Origin of the sequence: Glaciimonas sp. CA11.2 (assembly GCF_034314045.1) — a bacterium.
Classification (GTDB): Bacteria; Pseudomonadota; Gammaproteobacteria; order Burkholderiales; family Burkholderiaceae_D; genus Glaciimonas.
Map to the genome: position 1 here is coordinate 24,470 of NZ_JAVIWL010000001.1, position 20,089 is coordinate 44,558.

The following is a 20,089-nucleotide window of genomic DNA, read 5'->3' on the forward strand; positions in this document are numbered from 1 at the left end:
TCAGCTATGCCTAAATGGTAAGCCTCCATCCAATATAAATATATATAATTAAGTTCATACTAATCATGAATATGGCGCATACATGAACGTCCCTGATTTAAATTTCTTGTACGTTGTACAAGCGTTATTCGAAGAAAAGACAGTGTCTCGGGCTGCGGAGCGCTTGGGGTTAACCCAGCCCGCAGTCAGTCACGCCCTTGCGCGACTGCGAACTCTATTTCAGGATGATCTATTTGTGCGAGCAGGATCGGTCATGGCACCGACACCAACTGGCGAACGCGTGGCTATGGGCGCCATACGGGTGCTCACACTAATCAAGCAAGACATCTGGGACGCACGCGCATTTGATCCGCTTACCACGACCCGAACCTTCTCTGTCTGCCTGAGTGATATGGGGATGATCGTCTTATTGCCACGTCTGCTCGGGGCACTCCGGCAACATGCACCCGAGGCAACCTTAAAACCGATTCAAGTACCCTCTCTGGAATTGGCTTCGGTGCTGCAAGACGGTGCTATCGACTTAGCCATCGGCTATCTAGGGAAGATGGGAGACACTCTTTATCAACAAGCGTTATTTCGTCGGTCGTTAGTAGGTATTATCCGTAACCGCAGAAGAAGAAAAAAGGCAATTACCTTAGAACAATTTATTAATAGCAAACATGTTTTAGCAGGAACGCTGGCGCTCACCAATCAACTACTCGCGGAAGAATTACGTCAGCATGGTGCCCGTCTGCTGATTGCGGTCGAAGTACCTTATTTACTCACCGTCCCCAGTATTGTTGCCACGTCCGATTTCATCGCGTGCGTGCCTAGTGAACTGGCCGAATTGTTTTCTCACATTGCCGATATCGAAGTGTTTGAGCTGCCAGTCGAATTACCGGATTTAACCGTGAAGCAGTTTTGGCACGCGCGCTTTCACGACGATATAGCGCACAAATGGTTTCGTAATCTGGTGGCCGATACCCTAGGCAACGAATAGTCAAACAGGATCAATATTTACCCGAAGCACTGGCTTGCCCTGTTAAAAAAATAGCAAATTGATCTATTGATCTATAAGATATCCCTACTCCGTGGGTTTTATTATAAAAAAAGGAAAAGAGATGAATGGCTTGATGATGTCCGGAAAATTGCTCATTTCCTCGTTAATTGTGCATGCTGACCGCCACCATGGCGATACTGAAATTGTGTCACGTCGGGTCGAAGGAGATATTCATCGCTACACCTATCGAGACTGTCACCGCCGTGCGCGGCAACTGGCCAACGTACTCACCGAACTAGGTGTCAAAGACGGAGAACGCGTGGCGACGCTGGCGTGGAACGGGTATCGGCATCTGGAGCTTTACTATGCGATTTCCGGCATGGGCGCGGTCATGCACACCATCAATCCGCGCCTGCATCCCGAGCAGGTGGCCTATATTGCCAATCACGCCGAAGATCAGTATCTCTTCTTCGACCTCACATTCTTGCCGACAATTAAATTGATGGCGGCCCACTGTAACACCACCAAGGCCTTCATCGCCATGACCGACCGCGCGCACATGCCGCAAGACACGGGTATTGATAACCTGTTGTGTTATGAAGATTTGATGGATGCCGCTTCTGATGACTATTCATGGCCCACTTTTGATGAGGAAACTGCATCTGCCTTGTGTTATACCTCGGGTACGACAGGCAATCCAAAGGGCGTCCTCTACAGTCATCGCTCAACGCTCCTGCACACATATGCAGCTGCCCTGCCCGACACGTTAAACTGCTCCGCACGCGACGTCATTTTGCCGGTTGTGCCAATGTTTCACGTGAACGCGTGGGGACTTCCCTACGTTGCCTGCATGGTCGGCGCCAAGCTCGTTTTTCCCGGAGCGGGAATGGATGGCAAATCAATCCATGAACTACTCGAAACGGAACAGGTCACGCTCGCCGCAGGCGTGCCGACAATCTGGCAAGGTTTACTAAACTACATGGAAACCAACGACTTAAAATTTTCGACGATGACGCGCACGGTGATCGGTGGATCTGCCTGTCCGCCCGCCATGTTGCGCAAGTTCCAGGAAGTATTCGGCGTGCATGTTTTACACGCCTGGGGCATGACCGAACTGAGTCCGCTCGGCACCGTATGTGCATTTAAATCCAAACTATTAAAAAACAGTCCGGAGGAACGCTACGCAGTACAGGCGAAACAGGGGCGCGCCGTGTTTGGCGTGGACATGAAGATTGTCGACGAGGATGGCCACGAACTGCCTTGGGATGGCAAATCCTCCGGGAAATTAATGGTGCGCGGCCCTTGGGTCGTCAGTCATTATTACAGGAGTGAAAACGAGGCTGAACTTGAAATGGACGCCGATGGCCATGGTTGGTTTCCGACTGGTGATATTGCTAATATTGATGCCGATGGCTATCTGCAAATTACCGACCGCGACAAAGATGTCATCAAGTCCGGTGGCGAATGGATCGGCTCAATCGATCTCGAAAACATCGCGATGGCACATCCCGCTGTTTTCATGGCGGCATGCATCGCCGTCAAGCATCCCAAATGGGACGAGCGTCCGCTGTTGGTGGTCGTCAAGAAGCCCGATACTGACCTGGATCGCGATGCATTGCTCACCTTTTACGAAGGTAAGATCGCCAAGTGGTGGACGCCGGACGATGTGGTATTCGTCGACGCGCTTCCGATGGGCGCAACTGGAAAGATCCTCAAAAAGAAATTGCGCGAAGAATTTGCAGATTACGTACTACCGACGATATAAGAATCGATTAAAGACGCGCTCTATTTTTTTAAAAATAAGGGTGAAGAATCCGTTCAAAGGATGAGCTTAGCGCTTAATCACTTCCAAAGATAAGTTGAATGTTGCGTTCGTTAATACATACGCGACCGAAAATCATACTCGGTTCGATTCAAATCATCGAATTCAACCATCAAAAGCCTTACCACAATGTAAGGCTTTTTCTATTCAGCCCTTACCGCGTCTGCATCCCTGCTCAGACCGAGAGAGTCCCACGCAAAACAATAGATGACATAACGGCAATTTTCATGCAATCTCAAAAAATTATTGAATTTATTACATTCACCCACATTGGGTCTTCATCTGCCAGCCAATAAGGGTTTGTTGTTCAAGCTAATAGCTTGAGTTCTCCGCATTCATAGGATCTAAGTGAAGAATCCACACAAGCGTCGGTTGCAAATCGCCCGTTTGGAACTTCTCAGTTAACCCGCCTACATCAAGCAATCTAATGAACACCGATCAGCATAAAGAGCAAAAAAAAGAACAAAAACCGTCGATCCAGACGCAAAGAGTTTAGCAACTATTTGCCCATTAGTAGTCGATTTCGATGGAACATTGACGCCAACCGATACGCTCGTTGAAGTGCTCATCCAACTGATAAAACGATCGCCGCTGACTTTACTGCCCTTGCCGCTTTGGCTTCTGAAAGGGCGCGCCGTTTTTAAGTACAGGATCGCCTTACAAACAACCATCTCCGCAGCGCAGTTATGGTACGCCAGACAGATCCCACGTCAGCTTGGCTGGACGCTTGCCACAGCGGCAAGTGCTTCACTGTTCCTGTGTACATCATCGGTAAACCAATTGCATTGACGCCGAAATAAACTTGTAAATGATTGATAATTGGAATCTCAATTTTTTACGGTGTCATTCCTATTTGATCAATGTTGCGCTTCGTTCGTATTTATATAAAAATAAGTCATTGGCCGAGTCTCACAATAAAAGCAAAAAAGCCCGCATAAGGCGGGCTAAAATTAAGCGTAAAAAACGTTTATGCGTTGTTATTAGCTGATTTGCGACGTGCTGAAGCAAAACCGAGAAGTCCGAAGCCGAGTAGCGCGATAGTTGCTGGTTCTGGGACTGCCGTTGTGGTGAAGTTTGCTGCTTCAAAAGAACGATAAGCCTGAGAGTCGAACGTCAGCGACGTAATAGCCGATCCGGTATCCACAAAGTTGACGTAGGTTTCGCCGTTAATGCCTAAATTTGCAGTCGTGAAATTGGTTGTCGCTCCATTTGCCTCTTTGACTATCAGCGTGTTATACCCGTCAGGTGTTCCCCATTCAAAGCTCACATCAGATACGCCGATGCCAAATGAAACGATCGCAGAGCCCAAATATTGATTTGGTTCACCTGCCAACCATTGCCCAATGGTATTGGACGGTCTAGAAGCATCTGCCGAGAGACCAGCTGTCAATAGACCGCCAGTGACGTTGCCGCTTGTTAGCACAAAAGCGCTGCCGCCCTGATTGCTACCTAAAGTGCCAATGACAGATGCATGTGCAACAACGCTCGACAATGCCGCAACGGTAACAGCAGCCAAAGCCAATGATTTAATAATGCTCATTCTTTCCCCTAAAAAATGGAATCAAATTAATAAAAAATAATTAATTATTCAACCTAGAGAGAAGCAATTTATATGCCATTAATTTTATGTCTTTTGTAAACAAACACTTAACGAAAACGTAAAAAATTTTGGTTGTGATATGTAAAATAATGCGACAGTGCCATTGTGAAATAATGGTCACATGAGCAATTGATTGCCAGATTAATCAAAGGCTCATGAACAGTTGATTTTTCATCAGATCGTCTTGAAAGTCACTATTGAAGGACTAAGTGACCGTGACAACGAACGACTTGAGTAACGACGTCTCCACAGCTGAAAATATAGCTTGTCGTATCGATGGTCGCTATCACAATAACTGAAAAAATCTACGCACCGTAGAAGCGCAATTAAAAAATTTTTCCCTTTTTAAGTTTGACTTTTTAGGTTACTTATCAGCTAATTCATCACCATCATTCCCGACAATGTCATACATGCCTGAGACTAGCTTGGAAAGCTCAGTATCGACACCACCAGCCCGTATATTTCAATAAAGTAACTCCCTTAAATTGCCATTGACTTGTGTCGGAACGCGCACTAAAACTCAATACGCAACGCCCTGCACTTCAAAGAAGTGTTGTCCGTAAGCAGTGCGTTGTTTACTTAAAGGAGATCACAATGAGCAGCCAGGAAAACAAGCAATTAGTGATGCGAGGCTATCAGTTATTCAAAAATAATGACATCAACGGATTACTCGAACTGTATACCGATGACATAGAATGGAAAGGAGCCGATTCTGAATATGTTCCGTTCTTTGGCACTTATAAGGGTAAGAATCAGGTAGCACAATTTTTCACTAAAATGGATCAGGCACAGGAAGCCATTCAGTTTGAACCACAAGCTTTTATCGCTGAAAATGACAAAGTCATCGTGACAGGCCAATCCATATGGTTAGTAAAATCAACTGGTCAACGATATGAAAATCCTTGGGTCCATATCTTTACACTTCGGGATGGAAAAGTGGCCAAATTCCAGCAATATAATGATACGGCCGCGGTAGAGGCCGCTTATAGACCGTCACAGACTTCTACGCAGCAAAAGAAAACACAAAACATCACTAAACACAATTAGTGTGACTTAAAAAACACCGGTCAACAATGTCATAAAGATTGGTATGCGCCAAGACGCAATCGGCATGACGGTAATATCAATCGAGGCACCCAAGCCGCGGCTTTGTGACTGGGCCAGTCTTCCGGCTTAGGTGTAGCGTTAATATTTTGCTGCTTGATGATAACTACCGACTTATCGGCGTGGTCCGAAGATTTAGACCGCGCCACTCAAAGCTACGGCGTCAGCGCCAGCCGCAATCCGAATCGGACACGATGGATCATTAGCCGCACGCCACACCGCTTCAGCTACATCAGAAGCTAGAGTAACCTCAGTGGATTGCTGCCATCCGGCGAAGACACTTTGCGCCAAATCTGCATAAGCCTCAGGGATGCCATACTGTATCCGAGGCTGTGCATTTTGACCGAAGCGGGTCTCGGGTGCGCGTCCCGGCAAGACCAGATTGACTCGCACATTAAATTGCTGAAGTTCCAGCGCAAGAGATTCGGTGTACGCGTTGATCGCGGCTTTGCTCGCGGTGTACACGGAGAGCAAAGGGAGCGCCCTCAATGTCACACTTGAAGTGACGTTCACGATGACGCCAGCCTTGTTTTGCCTAAACTGGGGCATCACAGCTTGGGTCATTGCTATTGTGCCAAGCGTATTGGTTTCGAAGATCTCGCGGGCTGTTTCCATCGAGGTACCTTCAGCAGCGCCCAGCATGCCGATCCCGGCGTTGTTGACCAGAACATCGATCGGCCCCGCGGCCTCTACTGCCTGACGGACGCTTTCGGGATCAGTGATATCGAGGCCAATTACCCGAAGATGCTCAGAACGCGGCAAAACGTCCGCGCGCGGCGTGCGCATGGTGGCGATGACCTTCCAATCGCGATCCAGAAAGTATTGGGCGGTGGCGAGGCCGAAACCGGATGAACATCCGGTAATGAGGACGGTTTTCATAAGAACTCCTGTAATGGGTTAGCAGAGACTAGACTATATCGCTCCGAAACAAGACTTCCTATAATCGATAGTCCACATTTCATTTGCAAGAGTCCAATCATGACCGATCCACTCACGGAAGTTGTCACACTACTACAACCGCAAGCGGCATTCTCAAAAGTCGTCAGCGGCGCAGGCCCTTGGCGTGTGCGCCGCTCGGAAGACGGTCAACCCTTCTACAGCGTGATCCTCAACGGTTCATGCCACCTCGCAGTCGACGGACACGCGATGATTAACCTTGAGGAAGGTGACTTTGTTCTGATTCCAGCGGCGTACGGCTTCACTATGTCCAGCCTCGATCCGACGACAACGGACGACCTCAATACCGTGCCTGTCGCGCTGCTCCATGGCGAGTTCAGACTTGGCGCTCAAAGCGGGCCGCCCGACGTTTTATTGCTGGTGGGTCACTGCGCGTTTGGCTCGCCGGACGCGGCCTTGCTGGTGTCGCTCCTCCCACAACTCGTGCACGTTCGCGGCGAGAAGAGGCTGGCCACTATCGTGCAGCTTGTCAGTGACGAATCGCGCGCGCAACGTCCCGGGCGCGATGTCATCCTTACCCGCCTTTTGGAGGTTCTTCTCATCGAAGCCCTTCGATCCACGGCTGGGACTGCAGCGTCACCGGGCCTCTTGCGCGGGCTTGCCGACGAGCGCCTCGCTATCGCAATACGACGAATGCACGAAAACATGACGCAGTCCTGGACGGTCGGACAATTGGCGAAAGAGGCCGCCCTCTCCCGCTCGGCATTCTTCGAGCGGTTCAGCCGCGCAATGGGCGTCGCCCCGATGGAGTATCTGCTCCGTTGGCGCATGGCTATGGCGAAGAAGCTGCTGCGGCAAAAAGAGACCGGCGTCGCCGAAGTTGCCGAACGCGTCGGCTACGGTTCCGCAAGCGCGTTCAGCGTTGCATTCACCCGCCATGTCGGCTTGCCGCCTACCCGTTACGCGCGCGAGAAAATGGCAGCGTAACAAGCATAACGCGGGCGTTTTTTCTTTTTCTAAGACGTCACCAGATTGCGCAGTTCATCCATTCTCAAGCAACGATGAACAACGCAGAATACTAAAGCCCCGCAGCCAACTCCCGCGTAAGATCGGCGGCCGATATTTCCTTGCAACCACTGGCATTCTGCCCAGACCATAAGGGTGAAAAATCACTGCTTCCCTGACTTTCAGCCTTAGCACGCAAAGGAGCGATTGCAGCAGTGGCAAGCGGGAACGCAGGCGGTGCGGTGCTGATGGGGCCGAGCTCCGTCATGAGCCGGTTAATGATGCCGCGTGCAGGTCGCCCGCTAAAAAGATTGGTGAGCGCGGTATGACGCGCAGCCACGCTTTTGAGTGCAGCCCGATGTAACGCGCTGGTAGTGGCTTCGGGACATAGCATGTACGCTGTACCAATTTGCACCCCCGCAGCGCCAAGTGCCATCGCAGCGGCAACACCTTTGGCATCCACAATACCACCGGCCGCAATGACGGGAACCTTCACTGCACGCACGATTTGCGGCAACAAAGCGAACGTACCGATCTGTGTATTGAGGTCATCCGATAAAAACATCCCGCGATGACCACCCGCTTCAAGACCTTGTGCAATGATGGCATCGGCTCCGTGCGCCTCAAGCCAAAGCGCCTCCTCAACAGTCGTCGCCGAAGACAGTATTCTGCCGCCCCAGGACCGCACCCGTGCCAGCAATTCGGCCGAGGGCAAACCAAAATGAAAGCTCACAACAGCGGGCTTGAATTCGCTCAATACGTCGGCAGCTTCGGCACTGAAGGGCAACCGTCCCGGGCCGGCCTGAATAGCATTCGGGTCAAGTCCAAGCTCTTGGTAATAAGAAGAAAGCGTCGCCCTCCACAGCGCCTCTCTCTCCGCAATCGGCGCGGTGGGCGTATGGCAAAAGAAGTTTACATTGTATGGCTTGGTGGTTTGCGCCCGGATCTCTGTCAGTTCCTTGCGTAGCGCGTCGGGGCTTAACATGGCGCACGGGAGCGAACCCAAACCGCCTGCATTGGATACGGCAATCGTTAGTTTGTGATCTTGCACTCCCGCCATTGGCGCCTGGATTATTGGTAGCGTGACCCCCAATAGCGTTTGTAAGGTTCCCATCTTCTCTCCGATATTGTTCTAATGCGTTTGTTAGCGTGCGCTGTACACGATGTTTGATATTAGTTTAGCGTAAAGCAATGCCACCTCAATCCAGCGCGTTCATGACTTTAATGACCACAATTTTCATGTTGGATCATGCCTTGATCCAAAACGTATTGCAACATCGACATATCGCGATTTAACATCCCTGATGCAATCGACTCCGCTCCTAATTCTTAGCTAATTATTTTTCGTTAAGCTGCTTCTCTAATAAGTTAAGGAAAGCAAGGTATTCACGATGATGCTAGGCCGCGCCAAGAAAAAAATCCATTCAAACTTGATTTTATTGCTAGTAATAGCACCCATTGTGTTCAATTTGGGAGGCTGTGCCAGTTATCAAGCATTGCCGTTAAACGATCAGTCCAGTTTACTCACGCATCTCCCTGCGCTGAACATTGACGCTAAACAGCTGTCCTTGCCGGAATTGGCCACGCACTCTTTTGCGTCAGCGCCTGACGGCCTGGATATGACCGACGTTGCGATATTAGCTGTACTTAACAACCCCGATCTTAAGTTAGCACGCAATGATGCCCATATTGCGCACGCCCAGGCCTTTTCCGCTTCCTTATTACCTAACCCTCAGCTAGCGATGTCGGGTGATTTTATGCGCAATCCTATATCGGGCTCGACGCCGGCTTACGGTATCGGGCCTACCTATGATTTCGGCGCGCTTTTGACCCATTCGGCATTGCGCAAAGCGGCCGATGCCGACGCGAGTAAAACGGATTTGAGTCTGCTATGGCAAGAGTGGCAAGTGATTGCACAAGCCCGCATGCTGTTTATTAAGCTGACACAGGGTCAGAAGTTGATGCATATATTACAACAGCAACGGGATGATTTTGCGCAACGTTCACAACGGTATCAGCTGGCCTTGCAGCGTGGTTTGATCACTATCGAGACGGCGACCATCGCATTGACCTCGCTGCAGGATGTCCAGCGTCAAATCAACGAGGGACAACGCCAACAGAACCAAGCCAGACACGATTTAAATGCGTTGCTGGGATTGGCTCCCGATGTGCCGGTGCCATTGCAGGGCTCCGCGCAGCTACCGCCTCTGGACCGTGCTCAGATAGCTGCCACCTTGCCCCATCTGGCGCAACGCCGCCCTGATCTGATCGCGCTGAAGTATGGATACGCTGCGCAGGACCAACGTTATCGGGCAGCGATTATCGCGCAGTTTCCATCGCTGGTAATCGGGTTGACGCGATCACGCGACAACAGCAACGTCTCATCGCAAGGTTTCAATATTTCTGTATCACTCCCCATTTTCAATCAAAACCAGGGAAATATCGCGATCGAACAGTCGACCCGGCAAAAGCTGCATGATGAATATCAACAGCGCATCAATGTTGCTAACAGCGATATCGACCGAATTTTGACCGAGCAGACGATCAATACGCAACAAATGCGCGAAATAAACAGCACTCTGCAACAACTGTCGGCGCAACGAAAAAAGGTTCAGGGGGCATTGGCAGCGGGTAACGTCGATGCGTTGGTGCTCTCCAATATTGATACTGCGTGGCTGGCCAAACAAACCGAGCAAGTCACTTTAGAGCAAGCCATGCTGGAGCAACGCGTCGCTTTGCAAACGCTGATTGGTGGCGAATTGCCTACCCGGTTGCCGCCCGAACTCCAAGAAAGTCGTAAACCATGAAAAAGAAAATAATCTACGCGTCGGTCGCGAGCACGCTCTTTTTGATAGCAGGATTGACCTACGTTATCTATAGCAGCCGCTCGCCAGCTAATGCAGCGGATGCAGAAACACCCATCTCGGCGCAGGTGGTGACGCAGCCACTTAAGCAAGGCATGTTGACTAGTATGCTAAGCGCCTACGGCGACGTTACACCGGAACATACGGTTGCTGTCAGTAGCGCTTATCCAGTTCAAATTACGAAATTATTTGTCGTGCAGGGACAAAGTGTCAGCAAAGGTACGCCATTGGCGGTAGTGCAGAGTGATCCGTCAGCTGTCTTGAGCTATCAACAAGCGCAGAGCGCCAACATTCTGGCGCAGGCCGAATTAAAGCGCACCAAAGAACTACTGGGATTGCAAATGGCAACGCAATCACAACTGGATACGGCGCAAAAAAATTGGCAAGATGCGCAAGCAACTTTGATGGCCCAACAAAAACTTGGAGGCGGCAATCCCAGCAACACGTTGTTGGCGCCCAGCAGTGGTGTGGTGTTGACGTTAACCGCAGCACAGGGTGATCGTCTGGCGGCAGGTGCATCGATGATGCAATTTGGCAATACTGATAGTCTGAAAGTATTGCTAGGGATTGATCCTTCCCATCGCGCAACAATCCATAAAGGTAGCCGTGTAACGCTGGCACCGTTATCGAATCCAGCCCAAACCGAACAGGCCAGCGTGAGCGAGATACAAAATCTGCTCGATCCTAAGACCCAACTGATTAACGTTGTGGTGACGTTGAGCGATACCGCTGCTAAACGATTTATTCCAGGTATGCGTGTTCATGCCGAGATTGCTACGGGACAGCAACAGGTGTATGAAGTGCCGCGTCAGGCGGTGCTCAGCGACGATCAGGGTAGCTATTTGTTTCAGGTCAAACAAGGTAAAGCGGTGCGAGTTGAGGTCCGTAATTTGATCGATAACGGCGCAACGCTGGGCGTAAGCGGAAACCTCGACCCTGCTGCACCGTTAGTGGTGTTGGGAAACTATGAATTAAAAAATCAGATGCTGGTGCGGGAGACCAAGCCATGATCGGTCTCTGGACACAAAATCATCGTCGATCGATCTTATTTTTACTTGCTATTCTGGCGTTGGGTGGAATGCTGGCTGCATTCAAGCTGCCGATTTCACTATTCCCTACTGTCGATTTTCCGCGCGTCGTGATTTCACTTGATGCGGGCGATCAGCCACCTGAACAAATGGAGATGTTGGTGACACGGCCCGTCGAAGAAGCCGTGCGGCGGGTGCCAGGTGTGCGCACCGTACGCTCTACGACGGCGCGTGGCACGGCGGAAGTATCCATCAATTTTGATTGGGGTTTAGACATGGCGTCGGCGACATTACAAGTCAACGCTGCCACTGCACAAATCATGTCGCAACTACCGGCTGGAACGGTCATGCAAACGCGGCGCATGGATCCGACGGTATTTCCTATCATTGCTTACAGCCTGACCTCCAAAACAATCTCACCTACGCAATTGCGTGACCTGGCCGAATATCAGTTAAGACCTTTGCTCACTGGTGTAAATGGCGTGGCGCAGGTGCAAGCCACCGGCGGTGCAATGGAGGAATACCATGTCAATATTGACCCGCAAAAATTACTTGCGCGCGGTCTGTCACAGGATGATGTATCACGCGCCCTGGCCTCGAACAATGTCATCAATGTCGTCGGTCGGCTAGAAGATCACTATAAATTATTTCTGGTGATGGCTGATTCCAGACTTGTCAACATAGAGCAAATAGGTCAAACGATTGTTTCCAGCGGCAGCAACGGTGTCGTGAGAGTTGCTGATGTCGCGGACATCCGTCATGCAGCCGTTCCCCAATGGATACGGGTAACTGCAGACGGCAAGGATGCAGTATTGTTGTCGGTGTATCAGCAGCCCGGCAGCAACAGCGTGCAAATTGCCAACGATATCAAGAGCAAGCTGGCAGACTATAAATTGCCAGCGGGCGTCCACCTGGCTAATTGGTATGACCAAAGTGAATTGGTTACCGCTTCCGCCACCAGCGTACGAGATGCCATCCTGATTGGCATCGGGCTGGCGGCAATGGTGTTGTTTATCTTCCTGCGTAACGTCAAGATTACGCTTATCGCCATTATCGTCGTGCCAGCCGTATTAGCCACCACTGTCGTCCTGTTATGGCTATTAGACATGAGCTTTAACATCATGACGCTCGGTGGCATGGCGGCGGCGGTTGGCCTGATCATTGATGATGCGATCGTCATGATCGAGCATATCGTGCGTCGCTTGCATGCGAAGGCCAACCTTCCCGATAGTATAGAAAAAACGGTCACGGACGCAGCGCTAGAGTTTTTCAGGCCTTTGTTAGGTTCCAGTGCATCCACACTGGTCATTTTTATACCGCTGGCATTTTTAAGCGGCGTCACTGGTGCTTTTTTTAAAGCCTTATCATTGACCATGGCTGCGGGATTATTTATTTCGTTTCTCATTACATGGTTGGCGGTGCCAATATTAGCAGCCCATTTTCTAAGCGAAAAAGATATCAATCAGGAGCACGACGGCCGCCTTACTTTATGGATACATAAAAAATACGAACGCCTGATGATGCGGTTACTCAACCGACCAGCGTTAATATTGCTGCTGATACTGCCTTTAATCGGAATCGGTTTTCTCGGCTACCAGCATGTTGGCTCAGGCTTTATGCCAGCCATGGATGAAGGCGGCTTTGTGCTCGATTATTATAGCGAACCGGGCACCGCCGTGACGGAGACGGACCGACTTGTCCGTCAAGTCGAAACCATCATCCAGGCCAATCCAAATGTACTCACCTATTCTCGTCGCACCGGAACTGGTTTAGGCGGTGGCTTGGGTGAACCTAATCATGGTGATTTTTTTGTAAAATTGAAGAGTGGTCAGCGACAGCCAGTTGACCTGGTAATGGATCAGGTACGAACCCACGTAGAACATGAAGTACCGGGTCTACATATAGAAATGGCGCAGTTGATGGAGGACTTGATCGGCGACTTAACCGCAGTTCCGCAACCGGTAGAAATTAAAATATTTTCCGCCAATCCCAAAAATTTAAGTGACATTGCAAAAAAAATAGCTGCACGTATCAGCAAGATCAATGGGTTAGTGGACGTCAAAAATGGCATCAATCCATCTGGTGATGCGCTACGCGTTCACGTCGATCCAGCAAAGGCGATCCAGGAAGGTCTTGATCCCGCAGCCGTCTCCAAGATGTTATCCGATAGCCTGAGCGGCAACGTCGCTACGCAGATGTTATCCGGTGTGAAAGCCGTCGGGGTAAGGGTCTGGCTGCCGCAAAGTCTACGCAATAACGACAAGGATTTGCGCTTACTCACAGTCCGTGCGCCGGATGGTCATCTGGTACCGTTAGAAAAAATTGCCACCATCACGCCATTGACCGGACAAGCAGAAATCAGCCGTGAAAACCTGAAGCCGATGATCGCCGTGACCGGACGTATTAGCGGACGTGACCTGGGCTCGGTGATCGCTGATGTCAAGCTTGCGCTGGCGAAACCCGGCCTGTTTCCGCAAGGTGCTTATTTTGAATTGGGCGGTTTATACGAGCAGCAGCGAATTGCATTTCAAGGGTTGATGACTGTATTTGCTGCTGCATCGGTGTTGGTATTTTTGCTGCTGCTCTTTATGTACGAAAGTTTTCGACTTGCCGGGGTAATTCTCTTTACGTCGCTGACATCGGTTTCTGCCGTGTTTGTCGGTTTATCGTTAACTGGCATTGACCTGAATATCTCTGCAATGATGGGTATGACAATGATCATCGGGATTGTCACGGAGGTAGCAATTTTCTACTTTTCTGAACAGCAAGAGTTGCTTGATGCGGAACCGCCATTGACCTGGCACAGCGCATTAATACAAGCTGGTAAAAATCGCATGCGCCCCATCGTGATGACCACCATAACGGCCATTCTAACCTTGTTGCCGCTGGCCTTCGCATTAGGAAAAGGATCTGAAATGCAACAGCCGTTAGCCATCGCCATTATTTCAGGATTAATCGTGCAATTGCCGCTGGTGCTCTTGGTGATGCCGGTTTTATATAGCGTCATTGGCCGTAAAAAATGACGCCGCATGCTGCACCCCGCCATCAAACTACACGTGAGGGCTAGCGCGCCTGAGCCATCGGCGATAAAGAAAAAAATGGCGCACCGAAATGCGCCATAAACCTTAAGCAACACCAATTTAGAAAGCTGCAGGGCGCCATTTAAGCAAGCGCTTTTCCACACGAAGCAAAAGATAATCTGCCGCCAGTGCAACCACTGCCAATACGATCATCGCAGCAAATACGCCACTGGCATTGAATGCGCCCTGAGCGGTGGAGATTAACAAACCAATTCCCTGCTTGGAGCCAAGGAACTCGCCCACCACAGCCCCGACCAACGCAAAACCAAAACTGACATGCAGACTCGCCAGAATCCAGCTAAGTGCAGATGGGATCACAACCGACATCGTCACCTGACGGGACGAGGCACCTAAAATCTGTGCATTAGCAATCATATAACGGTCCGCTTCCCTCACACCCTGGAAGGCATTTGCAAATACGACGAAGAACACCATGACGACCGCCAACGCCACCTTGGAAGCCATACCCAAACCTAAAGAAATCACAAAAATTGATCCCAGTACTACCCGGGGAATTGAATTTGCAATTTGAATATAGATGCTAAACACATCGGACAATAGTTTGTTACGTCCCAACAGAATGCCGCAAATTACGCCAGCTACTGCACCAATCAAAAAACCCAATACTGTTTCTTCCAAGGTCACCAACACCTGCACCCATAAAGGACCCTGTGATGTTCCTTCCACTATCCAGTCATAAATCTGGATGACGATCAATGACGGTTGCGAGAAGAAAAACGGGTCTATCCAATGTAACGTTGCGCCCAACTCCCAGCCACCGAGCACAATGACTAGTATGGCGATCCGTAAAGAAATTACCAACCAATAGCGCATCTTTATTTTTCGCTTGGCCGCTTGTTCGACAATCGCCAGGCTGGCCACGCTTAGCTGATCGAGTGAATGTGCTTGAGTCATTTCAATACCTTGTAAATAATTGCTACTTGTAACGATCAATGACCGCCAAAGAAAAAGGGAAATGCTGATGGCTGCTCCTCTTTATGGCTCTTGACTATCGGTTCGGATATAAGATTTAAAAATGACAATCAGTATTCCGGCCATAAGGCGCAGCATTGACATAAAATCAGGCGAAAATCAGATCAGAAGTTCGCATCAGCTAATATTTACTTCTTCCCTTAAATCGGACCATATCTTGCGTGAAATATCGATAAAGCGCTGTTCATAGCGGACCTCTGACATCACGCGAGGACGTGGCAAATCGATTGCGTAGACACTCTTCAATGTTGCTGGACGCGCAGTCAACACGTAGACCTTATCGGCCAGGGCAATTGCCTCTTCCAGATCATGCGTAACAAAAACAACCGACCCAGACTGAGAGGACCAAAGTTGCAGCAACTCATCCTGCATTAAGGTTCTGGTCTGCATGTCCAGCGCGCTAAAAGGCTCGTCCATTAATAGAATTTCCGGGCTATTAATAAACGTTTGTGCCAGCGCAACGCGCTTTCGCATACCGCCGGAAAGTTGGTGCGGATAATGATTACTGAACTTATTGAGTCCAACTCTCCGTATCCATTCTTCGGCCAGCGCGTAAGCTGCTTCTTTTGGCTTACCGCGGAACAACGGCCCGGCGGCCACATTATGTAGCACGCTGCGCCATGGGAACACCGCGTCGCTCTGGAATACAAAACCGATGCGAGGATCGATACCCGTCACGCGTTCGCCCATGATCCTCACCTCGCCAACCGTCGGTTTCAGAAGCCCCGTGATTAAGCTCAGCGTCGTGGACTTGCCGCAACCCGTAGGACCGACGATCGCACAAAACTCGCCACGGGCAACACTCATGCTAAAGTCGCGCAACGCCACCGTCGCCTTGCCATCCGGCGAAATAAAGCGGCAAGAGACATTTCGGATGTCAATCGCCGGGGTGTCGCGCGTCAACGTCTCTGCCGCTTGCACCAGTACCGGAGCAGGTGCATTTGAGGATAAATTCATTTCCATTTCTTTCGTTTAAGGCAGGTTGTGTGCACGTGAAAAAGGTGACGGCCCTCACCCTCTGCCACCGTGACCTATTTTTCTACGCTCGGCTTCACCAGCATTGACAGGCTCGCAGGTAATAAAAAGCGCGGACAAAAATGGTAATCTGATCTTCAACCAGAAAACATCACGATCATGGCGTGCTTGCGAGTAAGCTGGATGCATCCGAGATGCTCCCCATTGGCGTGATGCTCCCGGTGACTATTTATTTGCTTGGTGGGATAAATTCATTGGTATAGGTCTTAGATAAATCGATGTGTTTACCTTTGACGTTCGGATTAAATCCCGAGAGCACTTGCAGCACGGTTTCGGGGCCGCCAACAGGCATCCGACCATCCGCTGAAAACATCGGCAGCGAATTTTGCATGGCTTGCAAATAGACTGCCTTATCCTTGCCTTGATAATCCTTCGGCATCTTGCTGGCGATCTCCGCAGCATCATGTGTTTTGATGTATTTAAGCGTTTTACTAAACGCGCGGGCTAATTTGGTTGCTTCTGCTTTATGCGTATTCAGCCATGAGCGCTGGACGTATAAACTTGAAGCTGGGTAAAGACCGCCAAGCGCTTTTACGGTTCCCTCCACCGTACGCATATCCACCAGTACAGATGCTTCGCCGGTTTTCAGCAACTGAGAAATCGTTGGTTCAGTGGTCATGCCGGCATCAATCCTGCCCTGCTTGATAGCAGCAATAAAAGTATTGTCAGCACCAACCGGCAGCACAGAATATTGATTAGAGCTAATGCCCTGTTTTGCGGCCAGATATTGGGTAAGGAAGTTGGTTGACGAGCCCAATCCAGTGACGCCCAGTGTTTTGCCCTTCACGTCGGCCATGCTCTTAATGGTTCCTGCTGATTTGGTCGCAACCATTTCAGCTTCGCCCGGCACCTGACCAAACACGACGATGGCGGTTACTTCTTTCCCCTTGCTTTGCAGGTCGATTGAGTGATCATAAAATCCCACAACAGCCTGCACTGCGCCTGCCAATAGCTCGTTTTCTGCATCGACCCCGGCTGGTTGCGATTGCAATTCAACATCCAGTCCCTCGTCCTTAAAATAACCTAACTGCTCGGTCAGTTTTGCGGGCAAATAGATCATCTTGGTAATGCCGCCAACCATGATAATTATTTTGGACGACTCGGCCGCCATCACCGTAGTCGGCAGCGCCAGTGTCACACTTGCCGACATCAGCACTACTGCTGTTGAAATTTTTGTCAAATACATCGCGCCGCTAACAAACTTACGCATTATTATGTCTCCATTATTTTTGGGATTAGATCTACCGCAAATTATATAATCGCTGTGAGCTTCCTTTATTAGACTTCTTTCAGAAGCAAACGTATTCTAGGTGTCCTAAACTTTCATCCAGCTTACCAATTCCACGTTTTTTATTTTGCAGTGCAGCAAAAAAAATTAAAATAGGACACAGTTCCATGAAACTCCTGCTAATCGAAGATAACCCGCCTTTAGCGCTATGGCTAACCAAAATACTCAGAGAAGAAAAATTCACCATTGACGTAGCCGTCGACGGCGTCGAGGCAGATCAGGTGCTGCAAAATGAAAACTATGATGCTGTGCTACTCGATCTGATGCTACCTAAAATGACGGGAAAAAACGTACTACGTCGATTACGCGAACGCCATAACAACGTGCCGGTGATGATTTTGACAGCAAGCGGTTCAATCGACGAGAAGGTCGATTGTCTTGGTATCGGTGCCGATGATTATCTAGTTAAGCCATTTGAAATACGCGAACTGGTGGCGCGGATTAAGGCGCTTATTCGACGGCAAAGCCCGGACAAATCAACGGAAATACACTGTGGTAATTTGATATACAACAGCAACACGCGTCAATTTTCAATTAACGATAAAAATCTTCTACTACCGGCGCGCGAGCATGATGTGCTGGAAATTTTAATGCTCAAACAAGGGAAAACAGTGTCTAAGAATGCGCTGGTCAATGGCATTTTTTCTCTAGCAGACGATCCTAGCCCAGATGCAATAGAAATCTATGTGCATCGATTACGCAAAAAGTTGGAAAATTCTCAGGCCAGCATCATGACGTTGCGGGGATTAGGTTACTTACTTAAAAAGAATGATGATAATTAGTCTACGTTTTCGTCTATTGCTGTGGCTACTTATTCCACTGGCGATATTCATCATCCTGAGTGCAAGTTTGTCTTACCGCAGTGCTCAGCAGACGGCCGACCTGATCCAGGACCGAGCATTGCTGACGTCGGCCCAGGTGATCGCCAGCGATATTGTTTGGCTCGATGGGATACCCCAAGTGAGCGTCGACCCGGCAGCCCTTGAGTTATTTTCTTCACCCCAACAGGATCATGTCTACTATCAGGTTATTACCAATCAAGGTTTGCTCATGGCAGGCCATCCGGATTTACCAGGGCCGGTCGATTTTAACGGCACCGGTCCGCAATTTAGCACGCAGCAATATGACCAGCAAACCATTCGCGTTGCCACGCAAATTCGCCCATTGTATGACGCTGGCACCCAACTAAATGTTGCGGTTCGGGTTGCTCAAACGATGCAAGGCCACGACCTGATGGTAGCCGACTTGTGGCGGCCGTCTTTGCATCGTCAGATCACGATGTTAATTCTGGCTATCGCACTAGTGGTAGTCGGCCTGACCATTGAACTGCGCCCGATTATGCGGTTGAAAGACGACCTCGCGGGCCGTGACCCCATGTCTTTGTCACCGATCAAAGTCGGACAACTCCAAGGAGAGTTGCGTCCCATTGCCACCGCCTTTAACCAGTACATCCAACGCCATAATACTCAGGTTGCCGCCCAAAGACGTTTTATTGCAGATGCCGCGCATCAACTTCGTACACCATTGACATTGATCGATTCTCAAATCCAGTTCGCTCGCAAGATAACCGATCCGGCCCGTCGTAGCGAAGTGCTGGAAGCGATGCAGGAAAGCAGTCGCAGCATGGGGGCTCTTACGGATAAACTACTTTTGTTATCGCAAGCAGAAAGCGCCGCTAGCCACGCTGTGCTGCGACAACCGGTTGATTTGGTAAAACTCATCACCGCAGTGCTGGAAGATATCGTACCGTTAGCGCAACGGAAAAATATTGATCTTGGCATGGAAAGTCAATGTGCGGAAGTACATGTGGTCGGCAACGAAGCGCTGTTCTCCGCGATGATCATGAATTTGGTGGATAACGCCATCCGCTATACACCGCAGAATGGTAAGGTCACCGTCACCGTCGGCGTCAGCCCCCCCACAACGACGCATACGGCAATAAAAATACCAATGGCACAATTGGTCGTGGCGGATAACGGCCCCGGCATTCCTGCCGAAATACGCGACCGCGTATTTGAACGATTTTATCGCAATGCAGCGCCCGGACAACAAGGTACAGGACTTGGGCTAGCCATCGTTAAAGAGATTGTGCTGGCAGCGCACGGCGCAGTCACGCTTGAGACAGGACTAATGAATAAAGGGTTGGCAGTACTGGTGCAATTGCCACTTGGAACGCCTCAAACACTGCGTTGAGATCCGTTTTGCAAAAGAGTTATCTTCAGGAAAAAAATACTTTTCACACATACCACGCCCCTCTTCCAGAATGTCTGCCAGACAGATAGTCCGCCATTGCCGAATACCACACAACACGGCGCCGTTTATAAAAAGAGAATCACCGATACGTGTTGCAATCGCGCACAAACCACCATAAAACGCAGGTTTCGAAAGCTAGAA

Annotated in this window: 15 protein-coding genes; 9 read left to right on the forward strand and 6 right to left on the reverse strand. The window is 49.8% G+C overall.

The window, feature by feature from the left end; all coding sequences use genetic code 11:
* Nucleotides 1–82 precede the first annotated feature (82 nt).
* Nucleotides 83–979, forward strand: a complete 897-nt coding sequence (locus RGU75_RS00145; protein ID WP_322232250.1) for a LysR family transcriptional regulator — start codon at nucleotides 83–85, stop codon at nucleotides 977–979.
* A gap of 121 nt (nucleotides 980–1,100) precedes the next feature.
* Nucleotides 1,101–2,744, forward strand: a complete 1,644-nt coding sequence (locus RGU75_RS00150; protein ID WP_322232251.1) for a 3-(methylthio)propionyl-CoA ligase — start codon at nucleotides 1,101–1,103, stop codon at nucleotides 2,742–2,744.
* A 1,024-nt stretch (nucleotides 2,745–3,768) separates the two neighbouring features.
* Here the strand turns inward: RGU75_RS00150 and RGU75_RS00155 are convergent.
* Nucleotides 3,769–4,341 carry a PEP-CTERM sorting domain-containing protein gene (locus RGU75_RS00155; RefSeq protein ID WP_322232252.1) on the reverse strand — a complete coding sequence of 191 codons (573 nt, stop codon included), beginning with the start codon at nucleotides 4,339–4,341 and terminating at the stop codon, nucleotides 3,769–3,771.
* A 654-nt stretch (nucleotides 4,342–4,995) separates the two neighbouring features.
* Here RGU75_RS00155 and RGU75_RS00160 point away from each other — a divergent pair.
* Nucleotides 4,996–5,448, forward strand: a complete 453-nt coding sequence (locus tag RGU75_RS00160) for a nuclear transport factor 2 family protein (RefSeq protein ID WP_322232253.1) — start codon at nucleotides 4,996–4,998, stop codon at nucleotides 5,446–5,448.
* 192 nt (nucleotides 5,449–5,640) lie between these two features.
* Here RGU75_RS00160 and RGU75_RS00165 read toward each other — a convergent pair whose 3' ends face one another.
* Complete coding sequence (locus RGU75_RS00165) at nucleotides 5,641–6,384, reverse strand: SDR family oxidoreductase (protein WP_322232254.1); 744 nt, start codon at nucleotides 6,382–6,384, stop codon at nucleotides 5,641–5,643.
* A 99-nt stretch (nucleotides 6,385–6,483) separates the two neighbouring features.
* Between RGU75_RS00165 and RGU75_RS00170 the strand changes: the two genes are divergently transcribed.
* Nucleotides 6,484–7,389: an AraC family transcriptional regulator gene (locus RGU75_RS00170; protein WP_322232255.1), complete on the forward strand. Its 906-nt coding sequence runs from the start codon at nucleotides 6,484–6,486 to the stop codon at nucleotides 7,387–7,389.
* 91 nt (nucleotides 7,390–7,480) lie between these two features.
* Here RGU75_RS00170 and RGU75_RS00175 read toward each other — a convergent pair whose 3' ends face one another.
* Nucleotides 7,481–8,521, reverse strand: a complete 1,041-nt coding sequence (locus tag RGU75_RS00175) for a nitronate monooxygenase (RefSeq protein ID WP_322232256.1) — start codon at nucleotides 8,519–8,521, stop codon at nucleotides 7,481–7,483.
* Between the two features lie 277 nt (nucleotides 8,522–8,798).
* On the opposite strand from RGU75_RS00175, the gene RGU75_RS00180 reads away from it, so the two are divergent.
* The 3 genes from RGU75_RS00180 to RGU75_RS00190 are packed head-to-tail and all read left to right on the forward strand — an operon-like array spanning nucleotide 8,799 to nucleotide 14,322.
* Nucleotides 8,799–10,214, forward strand: a complete 1,416-nt coding sequence (locus RGU75_RS00180; RefSeq protein ID WP_322232257.1) for a TolC family protein — start codon at nucleotides 8,799–8,801, stop codon at nucleotides 10,212–10,214.
* Nucleotides 10,211–11,281, forward strand: coding sequence for an efflux RND transporter periplasmic adaptor subunit (locus tag RGU75_RS00185; RefSeq protein WP_322232258.1), 1,071 nt, complete (start codon nucleotides 10,211–10,213; stop codon nucleotides 11,279–11,281). The genes RGU75_RS00180 and RGU75_RS00185 overlap by 4 nt, the downstream gene beginning before the upstream one ends.
* Nucleotides 11,278–14,322 carry an efflux RND transporter permease subunit gene (locus RGU75_RS00190; protein ID WP_322232259.1) on the forward strand — a complete coding sequence of 1,015 codons (3,045 nt, stop codon included), beginning with the start codon at nucleotides 11,278–11,280 and terminating at the stop codon, nucleotides 14,320–14,322. The genes RGU75_RS00185 and RGU75_RS00190 overlap by 4 nt, the downstream gene beginning before the upstream one ends.
* 117 nt (nucleotides 14,323–14,439) lie before the next feature.
* Here the strand turns inward: RGU75_RS00190 and RGU75_RS00195 are convergent, their stop codons facing one another.
* The 3 genes from RGU75_RS00195 to RGU75_RS00205 all read right to left on the reverse strand — a co-directional run bounded on the left by RGU75_RS00195 (nucleotide 14,440) and on the right by RGU75_RS00205 (nucleotide 17,557).
* Nucleotides 14,440–15,294, reverse strand: coding sequence for an ABC transporter permease (locus RGU75_RS00195; protein WP_322232260.1), 855 nt, complete (start codon nucleotides 15,292–15,294; stop codon nucleotides 14,440–14,442).
* A 195-nt stretch (nucleotides 15,295–15,489) separates the two neighbouring features.
* The gene (locus RGU75_RS00200) at nucleotides 15,490–16,329 is read right to left on the reverse strand and encodes an ABC transporter ATP-binding protein (protein ID WP_416186768.1); all 840 of its coding nucleotides are present in this window, start codon (nucleotides 16,327–16,329) and stop codon (nucleotides 15,490–15,492) included.
* Nucleotides 16,330–16,576: 247 nt separating this feature from the next.
* Nucleotides 16,577–17,557, reverse strand: coding sequence for an ABC transporter substrate-binding protein (locus RGU75_RS00205; protein WP_322240126.1), 981 nt, complete (start codon nucleotides 17,555–17,557; stop codon nucleotides 16,577–16,579).
* A 245-nt stretch (nucleotides 17,558–17,802) separates the two neighbouring features.
* On the opposite strand from RGU75_RS00205, the gene RGU75_RS00210 reads away from it, so the two are divergent.
* Both RGU75_RS00210 and RGU75_RS00215 read left to right on the forward strand, forming a co-directional pair.
* Nucleotides 17,803–18,477, forward strand: coding sequence for a response regulator (locus RGU75_RS00210; protein WP_322232262.1), 675 nt, complete (start codon nucleotides 17,803–17,805; stop codon nucleotides 18,475–18,477).
* Nucleotides 18,464–19,888: a sensor histidine kinase gene (locus tag RGU75_RS00215; protein WP_322232263.1), complete on the forward strand. Its 1,425-nt coding sequence runs from the start codon at nucleotides 18,464–18,466 to the stop codon at nucleotides 19,886–19,888. Before RGU75_RS00210 ends, RGU75_RS00215 begins: the two co-directional genes overlap by 14 nt.
* Nucleotides 19,889–20,089 lie beyond the last annotated feature (201 nt).

Bases quoted from the DNA above. Each gene is read 5' to 3' on its own strand.
- RGU75_RS00150 (WP_322232251.1), top strand. From the start codon at position 1,101: ATGAATGGCTTGATGATGTCCGGAAAATTGCTCATTTCCTCGTTAATT.
- RGU75_RS00215 (WP_322232263.1), top strand. From the start codon at position 18,464: ATGATGATAATTAGTCTACGTTTTCGTCTATTGCTGTGGCTACTTATT.
- RGU75_RS00195 (WP_322232260.1), bottom strand. From the start codon at position 15,294: ATGACTCAAGCACATTCACTCGATCAGCTAAGCGTGGCCAGCCTGGCG.
- RGU75_RS00210 (WP_322232262.1), top strand. From the start codon at position 17,803: ATGAAACTCCTGCTAATCGAAGATAACCCGCCTTTAGCGCTATGGCTA.
- RGU75_RS00180 (WP_322232257.1), top strand. From the start codon at position 8,799: ATGATGCTAGGCCGCGCCAAGAAAAAAATCCATTCAAACTTGATTTTA.
- RGU75_RS00165 (WP_322232254.1), bottom strand. From the start codon at position 6,384: ATGAAAACCGTCCTCATTACCGGATGTTCATCCGGTTTCGGCCTCGCC.
- RGU75_RS00160 (WP_322232253.1), top strand. From the start codon at position 4,996: ATGAGCAGCCAGGAAAACAAGCAATTAGTGATGCGAGGCTATCAGTTA.
- RGU75_RS00185 (WP_322232258.1), top strand. From the start codon at position 10,211: ATGAAAAAGAAAATAATCTACGCGTCGGTCGCGAGCACGCTCTTTTTG.
- RGU75_RS00170 (WP_322232255.1), top strand. From the start codon at position 6,484: ATGACCGATCCACTCACGGAAGTTGTCACACTACTACAACCGCAAGCG.
- RGU75_RS00205 (WP_322240126.1), bottom strand. From the start codon at position 17,557: ATGTCGGCAAGTGTGACACTGGCGCTGCCGACTACGGTGATGGCGGCC.
- RGU75_RS00155 (WP_322232252.1), bottom strand. From the start codon at position 4,341: ATGAGCATTATTAAATCATTGGCTTTGGCTGCTGTTACCGTTGCGGCA.
- RGU75_RS00190 (WP_322232259.1), top strand. From the start codon at position 11,278: ATGATCGGTCTCTGGACACAAAATCATCGTCGATCGATCTTATTTTTA.
- RGU75_RS00175 (WP_322232256.1), bottom strand. From the start codon at position 8,521: ATGGGAACCTTACAAACGCTATTGGGGGTCACGCTACCAATAATCCAG.
- RGU75_RS00200 (WP_416186768.1), bottom strand. From the start codon at position 16,329: ATGAATTTATCCTCAAATGCACCTGCTCCGGTACTGGTGCAAGCGGCA.
- RGU75_RS00145 (WP_322232250.1), top strand. From the start codon at position 83: ATGAACGTCCCTGATTTAAATTTCTTGTACGTTGTACAAGCGTTATTC.